Source organism: Variovorax sp. RKNM96 (assembly GCF_017161115.1).
Classification (GTDB): domain Bacteria; phylum Pseudomonadota; class Gammaproteobacteria; order Burkholderiales; family Burkholderiaceae_C; genus Variovorax.
Genome location: NZ_CP046508.1, coordinates 6,111,842 through 6,132,384, shown reverse-complemented (window position 1 = coordinate 6,132,384; position 20,543 = coordinate 6,111,842). Strand labels below are relative to the sequence as shown.

Annotated in this window: 19 protein-coding genes and 1 pseudogene; 12 read left to right on the top strand and 8 right to left on the bottom strand. The window is 61.9% G+C overall.

Annotated features, from left to right (window positions below; translation table 11 throughout):
* Positions 1-6: 6 nt before the first annotated feature.
* Positions 7-717 carry a hypothetical protein gene (locus GNX71_RS28510; RefSeq protein WP_206175527.1) on the top strand — a complete coding sequence of 237 codons (711 nt, stop codon included), beginning with the start codon at positions 7-9 and terminating at the stop codon, positions 715-717.
* Positions 718-806: 89 nt separating this feature from the next.
* On the opposite strand, the gene GNX71_RS28505 is transcribed toward GNX71_RS28510, so the two are convergent.
* Positions 807-1,061, bottom strand: a complete 255-nt coding sequence (locus GNX71_RS28505) for a hypothetical protein (RefSeq protein ID WP_206175526.1) — start codon at positions 1,059-1,061, stop codon at positions 807-809.
* Between the two features lie 380 nt (positions 1,062-1,441).
* Here GNX71_RS28505 and GNX71_RS28500 point away from each other — a divergent pair.
* Positions 1,442-1,960 (top strand): annotated as a pseudogene (locus GNX71_RS28500) (XRE family transcriptional regulator).
* A gap of 140 nt (positions 1,961-2,100) precedes the next feature.
* On the top strand, positions 2,101-2,538 hold the full coding sequence (locus GNX71_RS28495) for a helix-turn-helix transcriptional regulator (protein ID WP_206175525.1): 438 nt from the start codon (positions 2,101-2,103) through the stop codon (positions 2,536-2,538).
* Positions 2,539-2,697: 159 nt separating this feature from the next.
* On the opposite strand, the gene GNX71_RS28490 is transcribed toward GNX71_RS28495, so the two are convergent.
* The 4 genes from GNX71_RS28490 to GNX71_RS28475 form a co-directional block, all read right to left on the bottom strand.
* Positions 2,698-3,288 (bottom strand): NAD(P)H-dependent oxidoreductase, encoded by a 591-nt coding sequence (locus GNX71_RS28490; protein ID WP_206175524.1) that lies wholly within the window; start codon positions 3,286-3,288, stop codon positions 2,698-2,700.
* Positions 3,289-3,298: 10 nt separating this feature from the next.
* On the bottom strand, positions 3,299-4,492 hold the full coding sequence (locus GNX71_RS28485) for a porin (protein WP_206175523.1): 1,194 nt from the start codon (positions 4,490-4,492) through the stop codon (positions 3,299-3,301).
* Positions 4,493-4,614: 122 nt separating this feature from the next.
* Positions 4,615-5,256 carry a nuclear transport factor 2 family protein gene (locus tag GNX71_RS28480; protein ID WP_206175522.1) on the bottom strand — a complete coding sequence of 214 codons (642 nt, stop codon included), beginning with the start codon at positions 5,254-5,256 and terminating at the stop codon, positions 4,615-4,617.
* Between the two features lie 26 nt (positions 5,257-5,282).
* Positions 5,283-6,254 carry a tripartite tricarboxylate transporter substrate binding protein gene (locus tag GNX71_RS28475; protein ID WP_206175521.1) on the bottom strand — a complete coding sequence of 324 codons (972 nt, stop codon included), beginning with the start codon at positions 6,252-6,254 and terminating at the stop codon, positions 5,283-5,285.
* A gap of 141 nt (positions 6,255-6,395) precedes the next feature.
* Between GNX71_RS28475 and GNX71_RS28470 the strand changes: the two genes are divergently transcribed.
* Positions 6,396-7,298: a LysR substrate-binding domain-containing protein gene (locus tag GNX71_RS28470; RefSeq protein ID WP_206175520.1), complete on the top strand. Its 903-nt coding sequence runs from the start codon at positions 6,396-6,398 to the stop codon at positions 7,296-7,298.
* Between the two features lie 52 nt (positions 7,299-7,350).
* Here GNX71_RS28470 and GNX71_RS28465 read toward each other — a convergent pair whose 3' ends face one another.
* Together GNX71_RS28465 and GNX71_RS28460 are read right to left on the bottom strand one after the other, a co-directional pair.
* Complete coding sequence (locus tag GNX71_RS28465; RefSeq protein WP_206175519.1) at positions 7,351-8,568, bottom strand: alpha/beta hydrolase; 1,218 nt, start codon at positions 8,566-8,568, stop codon at positions 7,351-7,353.
* A gap of 143 nt (positions 8,569-8,711) precedes the next feature.
* Positions 8,712-9,671, bottom strand: coding sequence for a tripartite tricarboxylate transporter substrate-binding protein (locus tag GNX71_RS28460; RefSeq protein WP_206175518.1), 960 nt, complete (start codon positions 9,669-9,671; stop codon positions 8,712-8,714).
* 135 nt (positions 9,672-9,806) lie between these two features.
* Here GNX71_RS28460 and GNX71_RS28455 point away from each other — a divergent pair, with 135 nt between their 5' ends.
* The 7 genes from GNX71_RS28455 to GNX71_RS28425 all read left to right on the top strand — a co-directional run bounded on the left by GNX71_RS28455 (position 9,807) and on the right by GNX71_RS28425 (position 17,377).
* Positions 9,807-10,490, top strand: coding sequence for a GntR family transcriptional regulator (locus tag GNX71_RS28455; protein WP_206175517.1), 684 nt, complete (start codon positions 9,807-9,809; stop codon positions 10,488-10,490).
* Positions 10,491-10,632: 142 nt separating this feature from the next.
* Complete coding sequence (locus GNX71_RS28450; protein WP_206175516.1) at positions 10,633-11,682, top strand: TauD/TfdA family dioxygenase; 1,050 nt, start codon at positions 10,633-10,635, stop codon at positions 11,680-11,682.
* Between the two features lie 2 nt (positions 11,683-11,684).
* On the top strand, positions 11,685-13,130 hold the full coding sequence (locus GNX71_RS28445) for an MmgE/PrpD family protein (RefSeq protein WP_206175515.1): 1,446 nt from the start codon (positions 11,685-11,687) through the stop codon (positions 13,128-13,130).
* Positions 13,127-14,518 (top strand): acyclic terpene utilization AtuA family protein, encoded by a 1,392-nt coding sequence (locus tag GNX71_RS28440; protein WP_206175514.1) that lies wholly within the window; start codon positions 13,127-13,129, stop codon positions 14,516-14,518. The genes GNX71_RS28445 and GNX71_RS28440 overlap by 4 nt, the downstream gene beginning before the upstream one ends.
* Positions 14,511-14,819, top strand: a complete 309-nt coding sequence (locus GNX71_RS28435) for a DUF4387 domain-containing protein (protein WP_206175513.1) — start codon at positions 14,511-14,513, stop codon at positions 14,817-14,819. Before GNX71_RS28440 ends, GNX71_RS28435 begins: the two co-directional genes overlap by 8 nt.
* Before the next feature lie 10 nt (positions 14,820-14,829).
* Positions 14,830-16,233 (top strand): MFS transporter, encoded by a 1,404-nt coding sequence (locus GNX71_RS28430; protein ID WP_206175512.1) that lies wholly within the window; start codon positions 14,830-14,832, stop codon positions 16,231-16,233.
* Positions 16,234-16,300: 67 nt separating this feature from the next.
* The gene (locus GNX71_RS28425) at positions 16,301-17,377 is read left to right on the top strand and encodes an alpha/beta hydrolase (protein ID WP_241027355.1); all 1,077 of its coding nucleotides are present in this window, start codon (positions 16,301-16,303) and stop codon (positions 17,375-17,377) included.
* A 225-nt stretch (positions 17,378-17,602) separates the two neighbouring features.
* On the opposite strand, the gene GNX71_RS28420 is transcribed toward GNX71_RS28425, so the two are convergent.
* Complete coding sequence (locus tag GNX71_RS28420; RefSeq protein WP_206175511.1) at positions 17,603-18,592, bottom strand: tripartite tricarboxylate transporter substrate binding protein; 990 nt, start codon at positions 18,590-18,592, stop codon at positions 17,603-17,605.
* Between the two features lie 250 nt (positions 18,593-18,842).
* Here GNX71_RS28420 and GNX71_RS28415 point away from each other — a divergent pair, with 250 nt between their 5' ends.
* A complete protein-coding gene (locus GNX71_RS28415; RefSeq protein ID WP_206175510.1) occupies positions 18,843-20,480 on the top strand; it encodes an FAD-dependent monooxygenase in 1,638 nt (545 codons plus the stop codon).
* Positions 20,481-20,543: the final 63 nt, after the last annotated feature.

Genomic DNA, 20,543 nt, shown 5'->3' with positions numbered 1-20,543 from the left:
GGCCGAATGTTCTCTCGATGGTCGGTAATGATCCTTGGCTGCACATTGGGGCACGGCGCTTCGGCGCTGGAAGCCGAATACGCATTTCGCTGGGATCCGTCCAAGGGTGGGCCGGTCTCAGCGGAAGCCGCACGAGACGCCTTGAATGTTGGGACGACAAGGGAGCGTTCCTTCGAGGTGCGATACCTGGTAGCGGGCCAGTCTCCTTCGGTGCCTGCGGGCTTGGTCGTGCTAGCTCGCGAACGCAGCAACGAGGATGGCCCGGAGTCCACATACAAGCTACGTGGCCCTGAAAGCATTCAGACGACGACAGCACTTCAGGGTATGTCTTGCCCGCTGACCGGTCCAAAAATGAAGTCCAAGCTGGAGTTGGACATCGGTTGGTCACGCGAGAAGGTAGCTGATGCGATAGGCCCGAAGCGTATGGTTTCATGGAGCTGCGAAGTCGAGGCTGCGGCCAGTTCGGCTTTTCCCATGCAGCTTCAAGTTATTCCGCTCGGATGCAGCAGCCGGGTTCGCCGGCTCAAAGCTGGCGACTGGAAGATCGAGGAATGGATGCTGCCCAAGGGACGTCGAGCCATTGAAGTTTCATTCAGCGCGGCCGACTCTGACATCAACTCACAGAAGTTTCAGAAGGCGGTCGACCAACTGTTGGCTCTTGGGTCAGAACCAATCGAGGAAAGCAAGTCCGTCCTAGGCAGTGACTGCAGTCGCTAATCCTCTGACCTCCTGCCACTGAAGACATTGCGAAACGTCTTCATGGTGCTACGCCTGCTGCTTGCGGAGGCCACAGTTCGGAATTCTGATCAGATTTTCATTCGAAATTGCGGCTGATTACCCCAAGTCCAATGCTGGGTGACGTCCGCCTTGATATTCTCAAATTGCGCGCGCAAACTTCTCAAATTACCCATTGCTGACCAACCGTACCACTCCAGTCCATCCAACGCCTCGGCCTCTCGCCCCGCAGCAATGCCCATCGTCACGCCCCTCACAAGCTGATCGTGCGACACCACGGTAGCCGACGCTCCCGTCATTTCTCGGCACTGCGTGCAGGCAGCCATGGCTCTCTCCTCGAATTCAGGCCTCAGTGAACTTCTTCGACACCTTCGCGGACTGCTTGCGCGCACGAGATCCGGGCCGTACAGATAGCCGCCCAGCAGTTGGTCGACGCGGCCCGAGCCCACATCCTCGTCGTCACCGTCACTCCAATGCCGCATATGCCACGCATGCCACGCTTCTGAGTCAACATCTTTCAAGTCAAAATGAATTCTTCGTTGACTGCAAGTGGTAAGACGATGAGAAAAGCCCAGGCTCCTTCCCCTTTCCAACGTCGCGTCTCCAGCGCTTGCCTGCATCTGTGACCCGTGCCCGGGCACCGCAACCAGGACCTGTGCGAAGCCCGTCGGCATCGCGGATCGGCACGCAGATCAGGGCACTTCGGATGGCGGCAGGGACGTCCACTGGTGCGCTGGCCCAGACATCGGGACTCTGCCTCGATGCTCTCGCGCATAGAGCGTGGTCTGGTTTCGCCGTCGGTGGAGACCTTGGACCGCATTGCGCAGGGCTTGCACGTGCCGCTCTCACGTTTTTTGGGGATCAGGCGCGGCGCACGGATTTCTGCCACGTGCCTGCCGGTCAGGGACTAGTGGTCGACCGCATTGGGGCTGTGGCGGACTACCGGTGCGAGTTGTTAGGACACCTGCTGTCAGGCAACCTGTTCGCTGAGCCTTACCTGGTCACACTGCTGCCCGATGCGGAGCCCTACGCGACCTTCCAGCATCCTGGCCTGAAGTTTCTGTACTTCCTGTCCGGGGAAGTGACCTACCGCTACGGCACCAAGGCGATCGAGGTGAAGGCAGGAGATTCGTTGTTGTTCGATGCTACGGCCCTGCACGGAATCGAGGCAATACACGCACAACCGGTCTCCTACCTGTCGGTGGTTTTCACGCTGCGTGAATGATTCTGGTCAGTGCCCTTTTTGTAGCTCGAGCACATCAGTGTTTTGGGGTATTTCGAAAGGCACCCTAGGTTTGAGCAAGCGATCGCTCAAAGCGATATCTGCCCTCCGATAAGGTTGTAGTGCAACGGCACAATTTACCCATGCCAAATATTGCCTCAATCCTCAAAGCTGAAATCTCCCGCGTTGCTCGCAAAGAAGTGCGCGCTGAGATTGAAACGCTCAAGAAGGCATCGGTCGCGCATCGCGCGTCGATTGCTGAGCTACGTCGCCAAATGAATGTGCTCGAGAAGGAACTGCGTCGGGTTGCAAAACGAGCGACGCGCCCCGCCGCAACAGTTGATCCCGGCGATGAAGTGGAAGCGCGCACAAAGCGCCGATTCAGCGCAGCCAGGTTGGCGGCGCATCGCGCCAAGCTCGGGCTCTCCGCGGCGATCTATGGGCAACTGGTCGGTGTATCAGGGCAGACGATCTACCACTGGGAACAAGGTAAGGCTCGGCCACGGGCCGCACAACTCGAAAGCCTTGCAACGGTGCGAGAACTCGGTGCACGTGAGGTGGCAGAGCGCTTGAGCGCGTAGTAACGCAGGGCTGCCGCGAGAGCGAGCGGCAGGATTCGGACTTGCGTGCCCAGGAAGCTCTTTGGCGAATTCGCGTTTAGTGGCAGTAGATCTGGCTCCATTCGCAATTTTTGCCGCTGCTTACAGCATCGTGCGCGGCCTCTGCCTGACTTCCTTTAATCAACCCAATTCTTCAGGACGTGCCTCCACCCTCAGTGCGGCGAGGGCGCGGGTCCACCGGTGCAACTCCTCGAGCATTGCCATGCCGGAAGCGGTGTGTAGCTCGTTCGGGACGAACCTGCCATCGGCCTCGACGTGCTGCGTGAAATTAGGCACCACGATCGCTTCTGGAATAGGCACCAGCTTGAGCGTGCTCATCAATTGCTTGGTCGCCTGGACGCCGCGAAGACCCCCGGACACGCCGCCATAGCTGACGAAGCCGACCGGCTTGTACTGCCATTCACGCACGAGGTAGTTCATCGCGTTGATCAGGGCGCCAGGAGGGCCGTGGTTGTATTCAGGCATGACAAACAGGAACGCGTCTGCCGCGGCCACCGATGCGCTCCACGCTTTCGTATGCGCATGGATGTATTGCTGAAGCCGGGGGTGTTCCGGTTCGTCGAACACTGGCAGCGAGAACTCGGCAAGGTCCACGAGCGTCGAATCGAAGCGCCCATGCGCCTGCGCGAACTCATGAGCCCACTCGGCGATCGCCGGTCCGAGGCGGCCCGGCCGGGTGGTGCAGATCAGCGTATGAAGGCGAGGTTTCATCGGGGCTGCTTCAAAAGGAATGGCGGATGCCCAGGTCGTAGCCAGTCGCGACGCCCGGGGTGTACCCAGCGTTAGTGACGAACGCTGGGCCGCCGTTGATGGTCAGTGCGGCGCCGTTCTTGTTGCTGATGCGGGCGACCGTAGCATACAGCGCGGTGCGTTTGGAAAGGTTATGCACATAGCCGAGCGCCACCTTGCTTGCCTTGGGGTTGGGCAATGCCGGCGTGTGCAAGTCGTAGCGAACCTGCGAGTACGCAGCGCGGATCAAGCCAGGGCCGACGGGCACCGTGAAGCCCACGAGGTAGCCATCGAGGTCTATGCCAGGCGAGGCGCCGCTTGTGACCGCGTAGTCGCGCACGCGCCTTTCGCGCGCCAGTTCCCCGAACAGCTTCAACACGCCGAAGTCGTAGCTCGCGCCCACGTTTGCCGTTTTCGTGACGTCTGTGGTGCCAGCGTAATAGCTGTCCCCTGTGGTGTCCTGGGCATAGGCCGCGGCGACGTCCAGTGGTCCGCTCGCATAACCGAAGCGGCCCCCGACGTAGCGGCCCGCCCTGGCCGTTGCAACCGCGCCCGTGTTTGGCGCACCCGCGGCGTTCAAGCCGGGCGGGGTTGCACTGCCCGGGTCATACTTGGTGTTCTCGTGAAAGCTGTACATGAGCTGTCCGTACCAGCCGCCCAGCGTAGGCGGAAGAAAATAGCCGATCGAGTTGCTGGCCCGGGGATAGTTGGTGCTGGCCTTGAAGTCGCGGCCAGGGGAGATCGAGCCGACGGAGTTGAGCAAGTTGGCACCCACGCCGACCTGACCCATAGGATCGAATACGCTGTTGTTCCAGTAGGTCGGCGTATGGTCCCGTCCGAGGCGCACTTCACCAAAGTCACCCGACAGGCTCACCGTGGAGCGCCGGGAAAAGTTCGCAATACCGGTTGCCCCATCGTCGTTCGTAATCGGCGCCTCCAGCCAGAACCCGGCGGACCATCCGCCGCCGAGATCCTCCGTGCCGCGGAAGCCCAGCCTGCTGGTGTTGTAGCCGGAGTTACGCAGATCGTGACGGCTGACCGTGACCGTGCGGCCCGCCCGGTCGGTGGACTTGTTGATGAAGCCGCTGATCGCGGCGTCGACCACCCCGAACAGGGTGACGGACGATTGCGCGGTTGCGGCGCCTCCGACGAGCATGAGGGCGAAGCCGATGAGCTTTTGTTTCATGGTTGATGTCTCCAGGTACATGTGCGCTTCTTGATGGCGCAGGGGCTAACGTGCCACCGGCGGTGGCATGTCCGAAATGACGAAAGCGAGGTGGTCCGGCCTGGCCGGTTCTGCGTGCTCTGCTATTGAGTCGCGTGGTCTTCGCGGCGGAGCCAGGCGCTGCCTTCCTCGCAAAGACGCGTGAGTGCATCGCTGTTGGGCGTCGGCAGGTCCTTGGCGATTCGCGCGCCGCCGTCCGTTTGCAGGTAGGCCAGGTGGCGATAACCTTCGGGATAGGCGGCGAGCCGCTCGGCTTCCAACTCGAGAGGCGTGCCCGGTACCACCGGATCCATCCGGTCGCGCTCGTAGATCGGCACGCGCCGCTGGATGCGCCAGCCGTCTGCGTTCCTCAGGAAGTCGTAGAAGCGGCCCTGGCAGGTGACATCCACTTCGACGCTGCCGAGCTTGCCCCGCACCGTGAGGATCATCCGGGTCTCCGCAATCGCGCGCTCGCCCTGGAGTTCGATCGATGAGGTGCCGATGAAATGCTGCACGCGTGCGCCCGCTTTGGCCGCCTCGCGTGAGCGTTCGATGAATTCGGAAGCGCTGCCCACGAACCAGGTCGTGTGCATGACTGCATCGGGCGTGAAGAGGGCCTGCAGTTCGTTCCAGCGGCACGCGTCGCGCGCAAGGCCCCAGTCTTGCGATACGCGCGCAATCTCCGCGCGAGCAATCAGCAAGCGGATCGCATCGCGCTCCGGGAGTGTCAGTTCGAGTTTGTCCATATGGTGAACGTCAGCTAATGCAGCGTTTAGTCGAGGGTCGTACCGGACTGCTTGATAGTTTTGGTCCAGCGGGCGTATTCGGCGTTGATGAAAGCTTCTGTAGCGGCTTGATCGACGTTCATGACCTCGATGCCCAGCGGCTCCAGTCGGCGAGCGAGTTCTCCGCTCTGGACGGCCGCTCGCAAGGCGGTTTGCAGTTGTTCGAGCACTTGGAGCGGCACACCGCGTGGCGCGAAAAGGCCGAACCAGGTGCCCATCTGCAATTGTGGAAGTCCGAGTTCGGCGGCTGTGGGGACTGCGGGCAGGTGCGGGCTGCGCTTCTCGCTGGTGATGAAGATGGCCTTCAGGCGCTTGGAGTCGACGTGTGGCTTGGCCGTGGTGAGGGTGTCCAGAAAGAGGTCTACGCGGCCGGCGAGAAGATCTTGGTAGGCGGGTGCGGCCGCCTTGTAGGGGATCTGAGCGATCTTCGTGCCGGTCGACCTGGCGAACAGCGTCGCCATGACTTCCTGCCCGCTGCCCGGCCCGGAGGTGGCGATGGTCAGCCGGTCCGGGTTGGCGCGAAGTTCGGCAACGAGTTCCTTGAGATTGTTCTGAGGCAGATCGCCGCGTGCCACCATCAGGTACGGATAGCGTGCAGCCAGCCCGATTGGAACGAACGTCTTGGGGTCGTAAGGAAGCTTCTTGTAGAGCGCAGCATTGAACACGAGATTGCTCAAGCCGCCGACCATCAGTGTGTAGCCGTCCGGGGCCGCCGCAGCTGCTGTCTGCGTTCCGATCAGTGTTCCGGACCCTGCGCGGTTCTCGACGATAAACGACGCCCCCATCTGCTTGCTCAGCACATCCGCCAGCACGCGGCCTGTGAGGTCGTATCCGCCGCCCGGACCGGACGGCGCGATGATCGTGATGGGCTTGCTGGGGTAATCGGTCGCGTGCACATCCAGGGCGGTCCCCAGCGCGGCGATGGTAAGCGTGGCAGCTAGCAGGTTGCGGCGTTTCATTTTTTGTCTCCGGCATCGTTGTCGGCTCGTCTCGGTCGCAGTCAACGCGTCGAGGCGGTCCTGGTGCGGCGAAGTCTAGGAGGGCGTGCCTATTCCCATAAGATGGCAAAGTTGATCCATCGATCCGGTTCAGCTATCACCATGAAATTCAACCAATTGCTGGCGGTGACCGCGGTCGCGGAACAGGGGAGCCTGCGGGCTGCGGCGCGACATCTGGGCATGTCGCAACCTTCACTCACGCGCAGCATCGGTGAGCTCGAACGCGAACTCGGCGCGACCTTGTTCGAACGGCGCGCGCGCGGCATGGCGCTGACGCCGGTCGGGGAGGTTTTCATCCGGCGCGCCAGGGTGATCGGCAGCGAGGCACGCCGAGCACAGGAGGAGGTGAGTCAATTCCTCGGGGGTGACCAGGGGGGTGTTGAGGTCTGTCTGTCGATCGTTGCCCATATGACCCTGCTGCCGACCGCTCTGCCACTGTTTCAGAAGCGCTATGCGCACACGCGCCTGCGCATCGTCGAAGGATCGTTTCCCGCGGCGGAACCGCGGCTGCGCGACGGCAGCATGGACTTCTACATAGGTCCGGCGCCCGAGCGCGCGCCAGGGCGAGAGTTTGCGGTCGAAAAGCTATTCGACAACACCCGCGCAGTGTTTGCGCGGCGTGGCCATCCGCGTGCCAAGGCGCGCTCGCTGGCCGAACTGACGGACGAGATGTGGGCGACCACAGGAATCACGGCCAAGGCAGAGAGCGAGTTCACGCAGTTGTTCGCCCGGCACAACCTGCCGCCGCCACGCACGACCATCCAGGCCGATTCGATGCTTAGCTTGATGACAACCTTGATGTCATCGGATGCGCTCGCGGTCACACTGCGCCAGTACAGCGAATTTCCACTGACGCGTGATGCCCTCCAGGTGATCGAAGTCAAAGAGCCAATGCCAGCGCCGGGCATCGTCCTCATTCGTCGCGCGGCCTTGCCACTGACGCCGGCCGCCGAATATCTCGCCGACATGTTTCGCCGGGCCGCGGCGAATTACGCTCAGCGCTGAGACGGTCCGGCCGACGGTTGTGTTCGGTGCAGGGGCGCTAAAAATGCGAGCCTCATCGCACATGCCGAAGTATCCAATTCTTGTAGAAATTCGCGATTTCCAGATTGTTCAGTTCGAGCATCTGCATGTGCCCGTTACCTCTGATTCCTACTGAAGCCAAATTGATCCAAGTGTTCGTCACTCCAGCCTGACTCAGGAAAAGCGAGGTGCAGTGATCGTACTGTGCGTGATACGAAGCTTCGCTCGTTGCGATCAAGATGGGCAAGCCGGCAAGGTCCGCAAGTGTGCGAGCGGGCGGCGTTTGCAACCAGCAACTCTGCAGCCCTGCGATTGGTGATGGCGTCTTGACAAGCCCGAGATCCGCTGGGCTTTCGATAGCTGGCGAAAATCGAAGGCATTCGTCCGTCAGTCCGCAGGGACTTCCTGGCGCAGCGTCGCCCCGCAAACTTGAGTTACCGGTTGGCTCGATGGCAATGACCGCCTTGATCTTCCCCGGATTGTCTTGCGGAACCATCCAACTCAAAGGGCCGGCCATGGAATGAGTCACCAAAATGGATGGCCCGATTCGCCCAAGCAACTCGCCCAGTGCACGTCTTGTCAAGGCAAGTGCTCTTTTATGCTCAGGAACATTTGCGACCTGCGAAGCCATGAATTGATCGAATGCTTCATTGCCTCGTTTGCCGCTGCCCGCCCCGCCTGGCCATTGCGTATGCAGGGGCGCTTCTGGCCATGCAGTAGGTTGGGTCAGTTCGGGGCCTGCAAAGAGTCCCTGAACCCTTGCGGGTTGGGGGGAGGCGGCTTGAACTCCATAGGTCTCAGGAAAATACCCGGATTTTCCGTGTCCGGGTTGATCGATCACATAGACAGGCCACCCTTGGCTTACGAAGTACCAAACCCAGCCAGGCCGGCCATCCGGAGTGCCAAGAAAATTTGCGCCCGTTTGCTCACTGCCATGGACCATGATGATGGGCCACTTGCCGTCGCGTCCTGGAGCGTAGCCCTTGGGGATCTGGTAGAAAACGTAAGCTTGATCCGTCATTCCCTGAGCGGGATCGCTCTTGTATTTACCGCCCACAAAGAGCACGCCCTGCTTGGCAACTGTTGCAAATTCGGGCGGATTTTCGATCTTCGGCGTGGTGCATCCAGCAAGGGCCAAGACCGCGACAGGGCACGCCCACACGAGTGCCATGCGAAGCAGTGCTTTTATCCGCGCGCCGTCCACCAAACGTTCGTGGCCACGCGTATGTGCTGACGATTTCGAATCGACCATGTCTCGGTACCTTCTAGATTGATAGTGCGGACTGCGGACTGCGGACTGCGGACTGCGGACTGCGAATGGCCCACCGGGGGCGCGCCGGTCCATCTCGTCCACCGGCGTTGTAGGGGCGATGGCAATGGATGCAGCAAGGTCGATTACTGCGGCTTCACGTTGGCAGCTTTGACGATGCGCTGGAGTCGATCCAGCTCAGTCGTGATCACTTCCTTGAATCTGTCCGGCGTTCCGCCCACAGGGGAGAGGAGTTCTGCATTGAACTTGGACACGAGGTCGGGATCACGAAGCGCAGCATTCAAGTCGGCGTTGATTTTTTCGATGATCGACGGCGGCACGTCTTTTGATGCCACCAACCCGTGCCAGAGCGACGATTCATAAGCAATGCCGCTCTCGACGAGCGTTGGTACATCAGGAAGGACTTGAAGACGCTTGGGGGAGGTCACCGCGAGCATGCGAATCTTGCCGCCCTTTGCCAGCGCCCTCGCGCCGGTCACGCCCGCAAACATCATGTCGATCTGGCCGCCAGCAAGGTCAGTGACTGCGTTGCTGGTGCCTTTGTAGGGGATGTGATTCATCGATACGCCTGTGACCAACGCAAAGTTCTCATTGGAAAGATGGCCCAGGCTTCCTATGCCCGCGGTGCCGAAGTTGAGGTGGCCCGGCGACTTGCGCGCTTTGTCGACAAGTTCCCCAACGGTTTTGTATTTGAGATTGGCGATCAGAACACTGGGCTGTGTGCTGAACTGGATCACCGGTTGGATCGCGGCGATCGGGTCGAAAGCGGATTTGTTGACTGCGGCATTGGCGGCGTATGCGCCTGAGATCACAAGAAAGGTGTAGCCGTCTGCAGGCTCCTTCATCGCTTTCTCCGCACCTAAGTTACCCCCCGCCCCAGGAAAGTTGTCCACGATGACGGTATAGCCGCGAAGCACCGCAAGTTTGTTCGCCACTTGGCGGGCAACGATGTCCGACTCGCCACCGGGTGCGAAAGGCACAACGAAGTGAAGCGGCTTGGTGGGATATGTGCCCTGGGCGGCCACAAGTGACGAAACAAGAAGAGCGCCCGCGAAAGCAGTCAGGCTGCGCCGAATTTTGATCAAGGTATGTCTCCGGTTAATAGATATCGCCCACCCGTTCTCGACGGCAGGCAGAACCCAAGTATCAAAGATATACCTTCGTTGCGCAAGTGGTATACCATCTGGACACGATAGGAATTACCACCTACACTTACTCCCATGAACGCGAAAACACCAGTTGAGTCGGAAGACCTGAGCGCCGCTGAACCGGCGCTGGCACTTTCCGAATTGGCACACAAAGCGATGATGGGCATGCTCCTAAGAGGAGAGCTCGCCCCCAACGAAGTCGTGACGGAGCGACAGATCGCCCTCCAGTTGGGCATCTCCAGGACCCCGCTGCGCGAAGCGGTCCGGCGCCTGGAGGGCGAGAGATTCCTTGAGCGGCAGCGCAACGGGGCTTTGGTTGTGCGTGCAATGCCAGTTGAGGAGTACATGCATGTGCTCAATGTTCGGCGGTTGCTCGAAGGCGAGGCCGCACGCTTGGCTGCCGGCCGCGTATCCATCGCGGAACTTGAGGTTCTCAAGGGCCGGATTGGCGAGGCGTTGAAGTTGCCGGAAGACGCCGTGACACCCGAGTTCGCCGCCAGTGATCGGGATCTGCACGCGTTGATCGCGCAAGCGTCTGGCAATCCGGTGCTGCAGCAGATGATCGACGATCTCAAGACCCGGACATCGATGTTCAAGTTCGGTCGCCTGCCCTCGCGCCGCAAGAGCGTCTGCGCTGAGCATCTTGAAATCATCGAGGCCCTGATCGCTGGCGATGGTCAGCGCGCGCAGAAAGCGATGCAGGACCACGTCGACCAGGTGCGGCTCATGATCCTGGCGCGCCTCGGCGGTCAGTAAGCAGCAGCGCTCCATCTTTTTCATACGACGCTGTGCCCGGCGGGCACGGTGTCGGCTTGGCCCTGCGCCACAGTTTTTTTGTTCAACGCTTACAGGAGACACCATGACAGCCCCTACTCTCGAAGCCGCACCGCAGATCGCATTGGACCCCTACCACGGCAAAGCCAACTGGCTTGCTGCCGACATGGCGGATACGCGCGAATGGATCATGCAGCTCACGCCCGCGCAAATCGCGGATCTCGACCAAGCCCTGCAGGCGGCGAAAGCAGCGGGCATCACCATCGACAAGCTCACCAAACAGAACTTTCCGCTCAGCGTGTTCGACAAGCTGGTGCCCGAGATCCAGGACCGGTTGGAAAATGGGCGGGGCATCGTCGTCCTGCGCGGCCTGCCAGCGGAAAGATATTCTCGCGATGACCTTCGCCTGATGTACTGGGGCATGGGTCTGTACCTCGGTACCGCTGTCTCGCAAAGCAGCAAGGGTGACCTTCTCGGCGACGTGCGCAACTTCGGCCAGGACGTCAACAGCGCGACCGGCCGCGGCTACATGTCCAACCAGAAACTGGGTTTTCACACCGACACCGCCGACGTCGTCGCCCTCATCGTGATGCGCACCGCCAAGAGTGGCGGCCGATCGATGATCTGCAGCTCGATCGCCATTCGCAACGAAATCGCAGCCACACGGCCAGACCTGCTGGCCGAGCTCTACAAGCCGTTCTACTGGAGCTGGAAGGGCCAGGAAGCGCCCGGCGAATCGCCGTACTACCAGCAGCCGATCTACACGGAGCACGAGCGCAAGTTCGCGTGCCGCCATATCTGGACGCACATCACTGCAGCGCAAGAAAATTATCCCGAACTGCCGCGACTCACCGACAAGCAGATCGAGGCGGTGACGCTTCTCAACAAGCTTGCCAATGACGAGCGCTTCCATCTCGGGATGATGTTCGAGCCGGGCGACATCCAACTGCTGAACAACCACGTCACCTACCACTCGCGGACCGAGTTCGAGGACTATGAAGAGGAAGACCGCAAGCGTCATCTCCTTCGCATGTGGTTGTCGATGCCGAATACGCGTGCGCTGAGTCCATTGATGTCGGCGATCTACCGTGACCAGCGCGCGGGCGCTGTACGCGGCGGTTTCCCCTCGCGCACAGGCACGCACAGTTTCACAACCGCGAAGGCGCAGGACTGAGCATGGAACGCACGCTTGAACCCCGCGCAAGTGCGCCTGGCGCGGCAGCCGATCAGCAGGCGCTCCAAGCCACGGTCGCGCAAAAACTTGCCGAGCATCTGGCCGCGATCCAGATCAACAACATCTCAGCCAAGGCGAAGCAGGTCGCCATCAGTTGCATCATCGACACCATCGGCGTGACGCTGCTCGGTGCGACGGAACCGGTCGTGTCCGTCTTGCAGAAGGCGTTGGCCGCTGACGTGACGCAGGGCAAGGCTCTGGTGTTCGGTGGCAGGCGCCGCGCGGGCGTCCTGGAAGCCGCGTTCGTCAACGGCACTGCCTCGCATGCCGCCGACTATGACGACATGGCGCATGCCATGGGGGGGCACCCGTCGGTGACGCTGGTGCCGGTCATCTTCGCGCTCGGTGAATCCCTCGGCTCGACAGGCGCTGAAGTGCTGGAAGCCTACGTCGTCGGCTTCGAGGCCGAATGCCGCATCGGCCACGTCGTCAACCCCGATCACTACGAGCGCGGCTGGCATCCGACGTCAACGATCGGTGTATTCGGCGCTGCTGCTGCGGCCGCACGCCTGCTCAAGCTCGACGTACGGGGCACCACCACCGCTTTGGCGATCGCTGCCTCGCTCGGCTCCGGAGTGAAGGCCAATTTCGGCACCATGACGAAGCCGCTGCATGTCGGCCAGTGTGTGCGCAATGGCTTGATGGCTGCGCAACTCGCCGCCGGCGGCTTCACCGCCAATCCGGGGGTCCTCGAGCACAAGCAAGGCTACTTTCAGGCCTACGACGGACTCGCCAACGTACACATCGATCATTTGCTGATCGGCGTGGGCGAAGGCCTGGAGGTCGAGCAAGATTCGGTCGGCGTCAAGCAGTTTCCATGCTGCGGCAGCACCCACCCGGCCGTGCGCGGCATGCTGGCGCTGAGGAGCCAGGGGTTGAAGCCGGACGATGTCGAATCGATCGAAATCATGACCAATCGGCGCCGCCTCCCGCACACGAACAACCCCAACCCGCAATCGGCACTGGGCGCAAAGTTCAGTATCCAGTACGCAACGGCGCGCGCGTTGATTGACGGTGCTCCGCGGTTGCGTCATTTCGAGGGGGAGGCCTTCCTCGAGCCCGCCGTGCGCGAGTTGCTGGCAAAGACCTCCGTGGCGGCATATCCGCCGACGATCGAGGCGGCCGCTCACGAGGAAGTCAACGAGATGGCCGCAGACCTCACGGTCGTCACCAAGGCGGGCAAGACTCTGCATTCTCATGCGCCACACCAACTGGGCCGTGGCGGCGCGGACCCGATGTCGATCGATGAGATGCTCGAGAAATACACCGACTGCGCAAGTCGCTTATTGCCGCCCTCACAGATCGATGCGTCGTTCAAAGCGCTCCAGCAACTTGAGGCTTGCCGCAACGTCGCCGAGATCGCCCAACTCTTCGAGGTGACGGCATGACCGACCGACTTCAGGACACCGTCAACGTGCTGGTGCCCACCGGTGCGCTCGGCGCTGGCGTGCGGGAATCCGATGTGGTCGCGGGCTTGGCCATGGGGGCGCATGCCATCGCGTGCGATGCCGGTTCGACCGACAGCGGTCCGGCGTACCTGGCCACTGGCGTCGCAAAGTATTCGAGGGCGGCGATCAAAACGGACCTGGCGATCCTGATGCGGGCGCAGGCCCGTTCGGGCCTGCCGCTGTTGATCGGCACATGCGGAACTTCTGGTTGCGATGCTGCCCTCGACTGGACACGCGAAATCGCCTTGGAAATCGCGCGCGAGCACGACCTGCACCCGCGCATCGCGCTGCTGTATTCCGAGCAACCACCCGAGTTGATCGCCGCGAAAGCAAGGGAATGCCGCGTCACCCCACTCGCGCCGATGGTCCATGCAGATCCCGAACTGTTCGGCCAATGCGAACACATCGTGGCCTTGATGGGGCCGGAGCCCTACATCGCCGCGCTCGAGGCCGGTGCCGACATCGTGCTGGGCGGTCGCACGACGGACACCGCCGTGCTGGCGGCCGTGCCGCTCATGCGTGGTGCCGGCGTAGGTCCGGCATGGCACGCTGCCAAGATCGCTGAGTGTGGAGGACTGTGCGCCGCCAACCCCCGCGACGGCGGCGTGATGATGCGTGTGGGTGCTGACGCTTTTGAGATCGAACCGCTCAGCGCCAACAACCATTGCACGCCGCGCACCGTGTCGGCCCACATGCTGTACGAGAACAGTGACCCGTTTCAGCTGATTGAACCGGGGGGCATCCTCGAAGTCACCGATGCGCGCTATGCGGCGGTGGACGATCGCGTGGTGCGTGTCACAGGTTCGCGCTTCCTTCCCCGTCCCTACACCATGAAGCTCGAAGGCGCCTCCGCCGGCGCGTTCCAGACCATCATGCTGGTGGGTATCCAGGACCGCGCTGTGCTCAAGGAGCTTGACCGCTTCCTGAAACAAATGCACCGGCACCTGTGCCAGCGCGTGAACGACACCATGGGCGAACGCATCGGCAGCTTTGACATCTCGCTGCGCCCGTACGGTGCAAATGCCGTGTCCGGTCTGCCGTTGTCAGCCTCGAGTGCCGTACCCGTGGAAATCGGCCTGCTTTTCATTGCAACGGCCGCGACGCAGGCGCTGGCGACGCAGATCGCCAAAACATGCAATCCGTTGTTCTTTCACATGCCGCTGAACTGCGATACGCCGTTGCCGAGTTACGCCTTCCCGTTCTCGCCCGCCGAGATCGAGAGAGGCGCCGTCTACGAATTCATGCTCAACCATGTGGTGCACGTCGACCACGCCCTCGAACTGGTGCGTACCGAATACGTCGACACCGCGGAGCTGCAAGATGCCTAAGATCAGTGAAGTCTGCCGCCATGTGCGATCCAAGAACGCAGGCCCGTTCTGGATCACCCTCGACCTGTCGTTCCCTGACAGCGAGAGTTTCGAACGGTATGCCAACGCGGCCGCGCTTCAGCCAGCGGCCATTGCTGCGCTCTACGACGTCGACGCCACCCAGGTCAAACGCTTCCTGGTGCACGACCTGAGCGTCGTGAAAATTTCCTATCCGCGTCGCAGCCCTCAAGGGGGGGCGATGGAGCGCGACATGCATGGCGGCCAACAGTACATCCGGCTGCTGGACGTGGTGTTGGAATAGCGCAGGAGACATGACTTCTTCTTCGGACATCCCGCGCGACGTCGACGCGGCAGGCCAACTCGAGCGGAGAATCGATGAACTGCCGATGAGTCGCCATCTTTGGGCGCTCGTGCTGCTGCTCTCGCTGGGCACCTTCTTCGAGACCTACGAACTGTCGCTGACCTCCTTGATATCGCCCGGCCTCATTCAAAGCGGCATTTTTGCGCGAGAACATGGATTGCTCGACCTGCCTGATCAAGCCACGTTCGCAGCAGCAACGTTTCTGGGCATGTTCGTGGGCGCCATGGTGCTTGGGAGAATCGCCGACCAGATCGGCCGCAAGCGCGCGTTTACAAGCTCCATCGCAATCTATACGACGGCGACACTATTGATGTCGCTGCAGCACTCATCGTGGGGCATCGATCTGTGCCGCTTCATCGCCGGCATCGGACTCGGGGCGGAGATCGTCACTGTCGATGCGTACCTGGCCGAAATCGTGCCTGCACGCTTTCGGGGAAGAGCTTTTGCCTTCGCCACCTTCGTCCAGTTCCTTGCCGTTCCGATCACAGGCGGTTTGAGCTACATGCTGGTTCCACTCCAGCCCTTGGGCATGGACGGCTGGCGATGGGTTTGCCTGATCGGTGCCGTTGGCGGCGTTTTGGTGCTTCTCACGCGCACGCTCTTGCCGGAGTCGCCTCGCTGGCTTGCCCGGCGCGGCTCTTTGCAGCGGGCCACACAAGTGATCGGCCTCATCGAGAAGAAGTCTGGCGTTGTTCCGGTTCCCCTGATGCACACGCCGGTGGAAATGGCGCCGTCGCAGGTGCATGCATCCGTCAACGGCGCCGCGCCGAAATTGTTCGACAGTGAATGGCGGGGCCGAATCAGCATGCTCACGCTCGCTCACGTCTTCATCACGATCGGATTCTTCGGGCTCGCAAGCTGGTTGCCAGCGCTGCTCGCTGCGCAGGGCCACAGCATCGTGAAAAGCTTCCAATTCACTTTCTACATCAGTCTTTGCTACCCGCTTTGCCCGCTGCTGTTCATGTGGTTCGCCGACAGGATCGAACGTAAATGGCAATTGGTGTTTGGAACGCTTGCATCGGCGGTGTTCGGTGTCGCCCTCGGGCAGCAGACGGAGTCTGTTGGCATCGTCGCCTTTGGGCTGGGTGTCACCGTCTGCAACCTCCTCGTCGCCTACAGCATTCACACTTACCAGTCGGAACTTTTTCCTTCGAGCATTCGAGCCCGGGCCGTCGGCTTCGTTTACTCATGGGGACGATTGGCCACGGTCTTTTCGAGTTTTCTCATAGGCTACTTGCTGCAGTCCGGTGGGACCGCCGCAGTCTTCACATTTCTGGCCTTTTGCTTCGTCGCCGTTTCAGTCTTGATCGCGGTGCTGGGCCCGCGCACGATGCAGCAACAAGGTCGTGCGTGACGATGGCTGGAAGTCTTCTATCCCGTTGTTCATGACTGTGTTATCCGAAACTCCAAACTTGAGCAAAGTGAATTTCAACCTTCCGGTTCCGGTTATCGATCAATCGGCCGTTGGCTTTCGCGGAAATTTTTTCGTCGGGGGCGTTTACACGAAGCACGCGGCCGACGAAACGATGAGCGGACAAGCCTATGTCGAAGTTCTTGTGCCCAGGGAGGTTCGCCGCCCACACCCCTTGGTGCTGATTCACGGCGCAGGCCAAACTTCGGCCTGCTGGCTGCAAACACCGGATGGAAGAATGGGCTGGGCTGACTTCTTTGTGGCTCAGGGTTACGTCGTGTACTTGCTAGACCAGCCTATGCGCGGCCGGTCCGCCTGGCATCCCACGGACGGCGAAACTCGCGTCCTCAGCGTGGCTCAGGCAGAAAATCAGATCACGGCCTCTGCTATCGCGGGTGCTTGGCCGCAGGCCAAGTTGCATACGCAATGGCCGGGCGAGGGGACGGGCAAGGGCCAGAAACACGATCCAGTGTTCGATCAGTTCTATGCGTCGCAGGTCGAGAGCGTTCTTTCGGATGAGGCTAGCGCATCGCGCGTGCAGGCGGCCTGCTCAGCATTGCTCGACAAAATCGGTCCGGCGATTCTCTTGACCCATTCTCAAAGCGGGCCATTCGGTTGGCTTGTCGCCGATGCACGTCCGTCTCTGGTGAAGGCAATCTTGGCAATCGAGCCATCCGGACCGCCGTTCGGCGCGGCCCATGGGCTTCTCGGGAAAGGCTTGGATTGGGGTCTGACGCACATTCCCATGAGGTATGAGCCGCCTATGGAGGGGGCTCCACCGTTCGGCTTCGAGGAAGAGCCTTCGAGTGGGCCCGGAAAGATCGCATGCCGGATTCAATCGCAACCCGAGCGAGTTGCCGTGAACCTAGCGTCAGTTCCCGTTCTTGTCTTAACGGCAGAAGCGTCGTATCACGCTTTCTTCGATCACTGCACCGTCAAGTTCCTGCAGCAGGCCGGGGTGAAGGTGGATTTCGTCCAGCTCGCAGAGGAAGGCATACATGGCAACGGTCATATGATGATGCTGGAAAAAAATAACCTGGACATCGCCCGTCGCATCGATGAATGGGTGTTGCAGAAGGTCCTCTGAGACTGCGCAGCGTCTGATCGGGCACATTCTTCCCGATCAGAGCATGTTCGAGCATAAGAGGGCTTCAGCACGTCACGCTGATTGGCGACCCCGCTATTCTTCCGTTCGAGCGAAGCTGTGGCAAACGTCGGTCCTCTTACAGAGAAGGCCCCGCGTCGCGATGACGCCTCGGGTGAGTTCGCCCCGTCCGGAGTCCGCAGCTTCCGATCCGCGCCTTGGCCCGGTTCAGTCGGCAGTGATCTTCGCGTCGATGACGACCTTTTTCCAGCGCGTCAGATCGCTCTTGACGAGCGATGCGAACTGCGCCGACGTTCCCGTGCGAACAATCAGACCCTGCTTCGCGAGGCTGTCAACCACTTCCGGCGAGTTCAGCACTTCGTTGAAATCGCGGTTCAGTTGCGCCACCACCGCAGGCGGCGTGCGCCCCGGCGCCATCACGCCATACCAGGCATCCACGCCTTCCATCACGCCGATGCCTTGCTCCTTGAACGTGGGAACGTCGGGCGCGAAGGGGTTGCGTGCCGAACCTGTTACCGCGAGCAGCTTCACCTTGCCCGCCTGTGCATAGGGGCGCATCGAGTGCACGGTGGCGAACATCATCTGTACCTGGTCACCGATCAGGTCAGTGATGGCGCCTGCGATCCCCTTGTAGGGCACGTGCGTCGCATCCAGCCCGACGCTGGACTTCACCAGCTCCATCGCGAGGTGCTGCGGCGTGCCGTTGCCGGGCGTGCCGTAGTTGAGCTTGCCCGCGTTCTTCCTGGCATAGGCCAGCAGCGATTTCATGTCCGTCGCGGGCACGCCCGGATTGACCGCGAACACGAAGCTCGCCTCGGCGAGCTTGCCGACCGGCGCGAAGTCGACCACCGGATCGAATGGAACCCTGCGGTAGACCGCTGGCGTCATGGTGAACGTGTTGATCGCCATCAGCAGTGTGTGTCCGTCGGGCGGCGCGTTCGCCACCTGCTGCGCGCCGAGGTTGCCGCTCGCGCCCGGCTTGTTGTCGACCACCACGGGCTGGCCCCAGCGCTGCGAGAGCTTGGGCCCGACGATGCGCGCAATGATGTCGCTCCCGCTGTTGGAGGTGTAGGGCACCACGAGCGTGACGACCTTGGAGGGGAAGGGCGTGGCGCTCTGAGCCTGGGCCTGCCCCGCGAGAGCGGCCAGCCCGAGCCACAGTGCGGCGGCGCAAGCCAAGGGCTTGAATGTTGTCATCCGATGTCTCTTTGTTGGATTGAATGCCGGAACCCCATCGTAGAAGCACCAATGCGATGGCGTCAGATGGCAAAAACTTCGCCGCGATAACAAAGCCGGATCGACCGCGCCGAGGTTGCGGGCCCACCGCATGCCCTATCCGCCGCGATTCAATTCCAGCATCGCCCTGCTGTTTTTGTCATCTTCCGAACTCCCTGCCCGCTCCCTACATTCGCGCTCCATTCGAGCATGAGCAGCAGGAGTCGGAAAAATGGAAGACAGATCCCAGGGGGTGTCCCGCGCACACCAGGTCATCATCGTGGGAGCGGGTCCCGCCGGTCTGGCAATGGCCATCGAACTCGGGCAGCGGTCCATTCCCTGCCTCCTGATCGAGCGCAACGACCGCGTCGGCTATGCGGCTCGCGCCAAGACGACCAATGTGCGCACCCGGGAGCATCTGCGCCGGTGGGGCATCGCATCGAAGCTGCGCGCCGTCTCCCCGATGGGCGTGGACTATCCATCGAACGTGGTGTTCGTCACGCGCCTCGCCGGCCAGGAACTCGCACGCTTCGAGAACGCCATGTACTGCGCGCCGGGCCGCAATCCGCTGTACTCGGAGCATGCGCAGTGGATTCCGCAATACAGCCTGGAGAACGTGATGCGCGAGCATGCGCAGTCGCTGCCGGGCGTGGAGTTGCGATTCAACTGCGAGCTCAAGGGCGTCGCGCAGGATGCCGAAGGCGTCGAAGCTCGGCTGCGCGACCTGCGCACCGGCGAAGAACTCGACGTGCGCGCCGACTATCTCGTCGGCGCCGACGGCGCGCGCAGCATGGTGCGCGATGCAATCGGCGCGAAGATGCAGGGCGAATACGGCCTCTCGCGCAACTACAACATCGTGTTCCGGGCGCCGGGCTTGGCCGAGGCGCACCGGCACGGGCCGGCCATCATGTACTGGCAGGTCAACGGCGACGCGCCGAGCCTCATCGGCCCGATGGACAGCGGCGACAAGTGGTTCTTCATGCCTACGGGCGTGCCCAAGGGCACGACGGCCGGGGACCTCGATGCCAAGGCGTTGATCGCCAAGGCCACCGGCATCGACCTCGACTACGAGGTCCTGAGCACCGACGAGTGGGTGGCCAGCCGCCTGCTGAGCGACCGGCATCGCGATCGGCGCGTGTTCCTCGTGGGCGATGCGTGCCACCTGCATCCGCCGTTCGGCGGCTACGGCATGAACATGGGCATCGCGGATTCGGTGGATCTGGGCTGGAAGCTCGCCGCCGTGCTGCAGCAATGGGGCGGCGCCGCGCTGCTCGACAGCTATGAGCGGGAACGCCGGCCGATCCATGAACAGGTGCTCGAGGAGGCCGTGGCCAACCATGCGACGCTCGGCAACCAACTCGCGGCCGAAGGCATCGAGGACGACACCGAAGCCGGTGCGCGTTTGCGCGGCGAGATCGGCGCGCGCATCCAGGCCGCGAAGCTGCGCGAGTTCGTCACCTTGGGCGTGGTGCTCGGCTACCGCTATGAGGACTCGCCGGTGATCGTTCCGGACGGCACGCCTGCTCCCGCGCGGGACTTTCTGAACTACGTGCCGACGGCGCGCCCCGGGAGCCTCGCGCCCCATGCATGGCTGCACGACGGCAGCTCGCTGTACGACCACTTCGGCCAAGGCTTCACGCTGCTCGCGTTGGCCGGCGCCGGCGAGAACGACATCGAGGCGGTATCGCTGCAGGCAGCGCAGGCAGGCGTGCCGCTGAAAGTCATCCGACCTGCGGAAGGCGGCCTCGCCGCGCTGTATGGCGCCCCGCTCGCCCTGATCCGGCCCGACCAGCATGTGGCATGGCGCGGCGATACCTGGCCCGCCGAGGGCGCTGCCGTGTGGCGGCGCATTGCCGGGCGCGGCGGCTGACCTGCACGGCCGACTGCACGAACGAGTCGCAGTGCCCGCGTGCGTCGATTCGCCGACCGATTC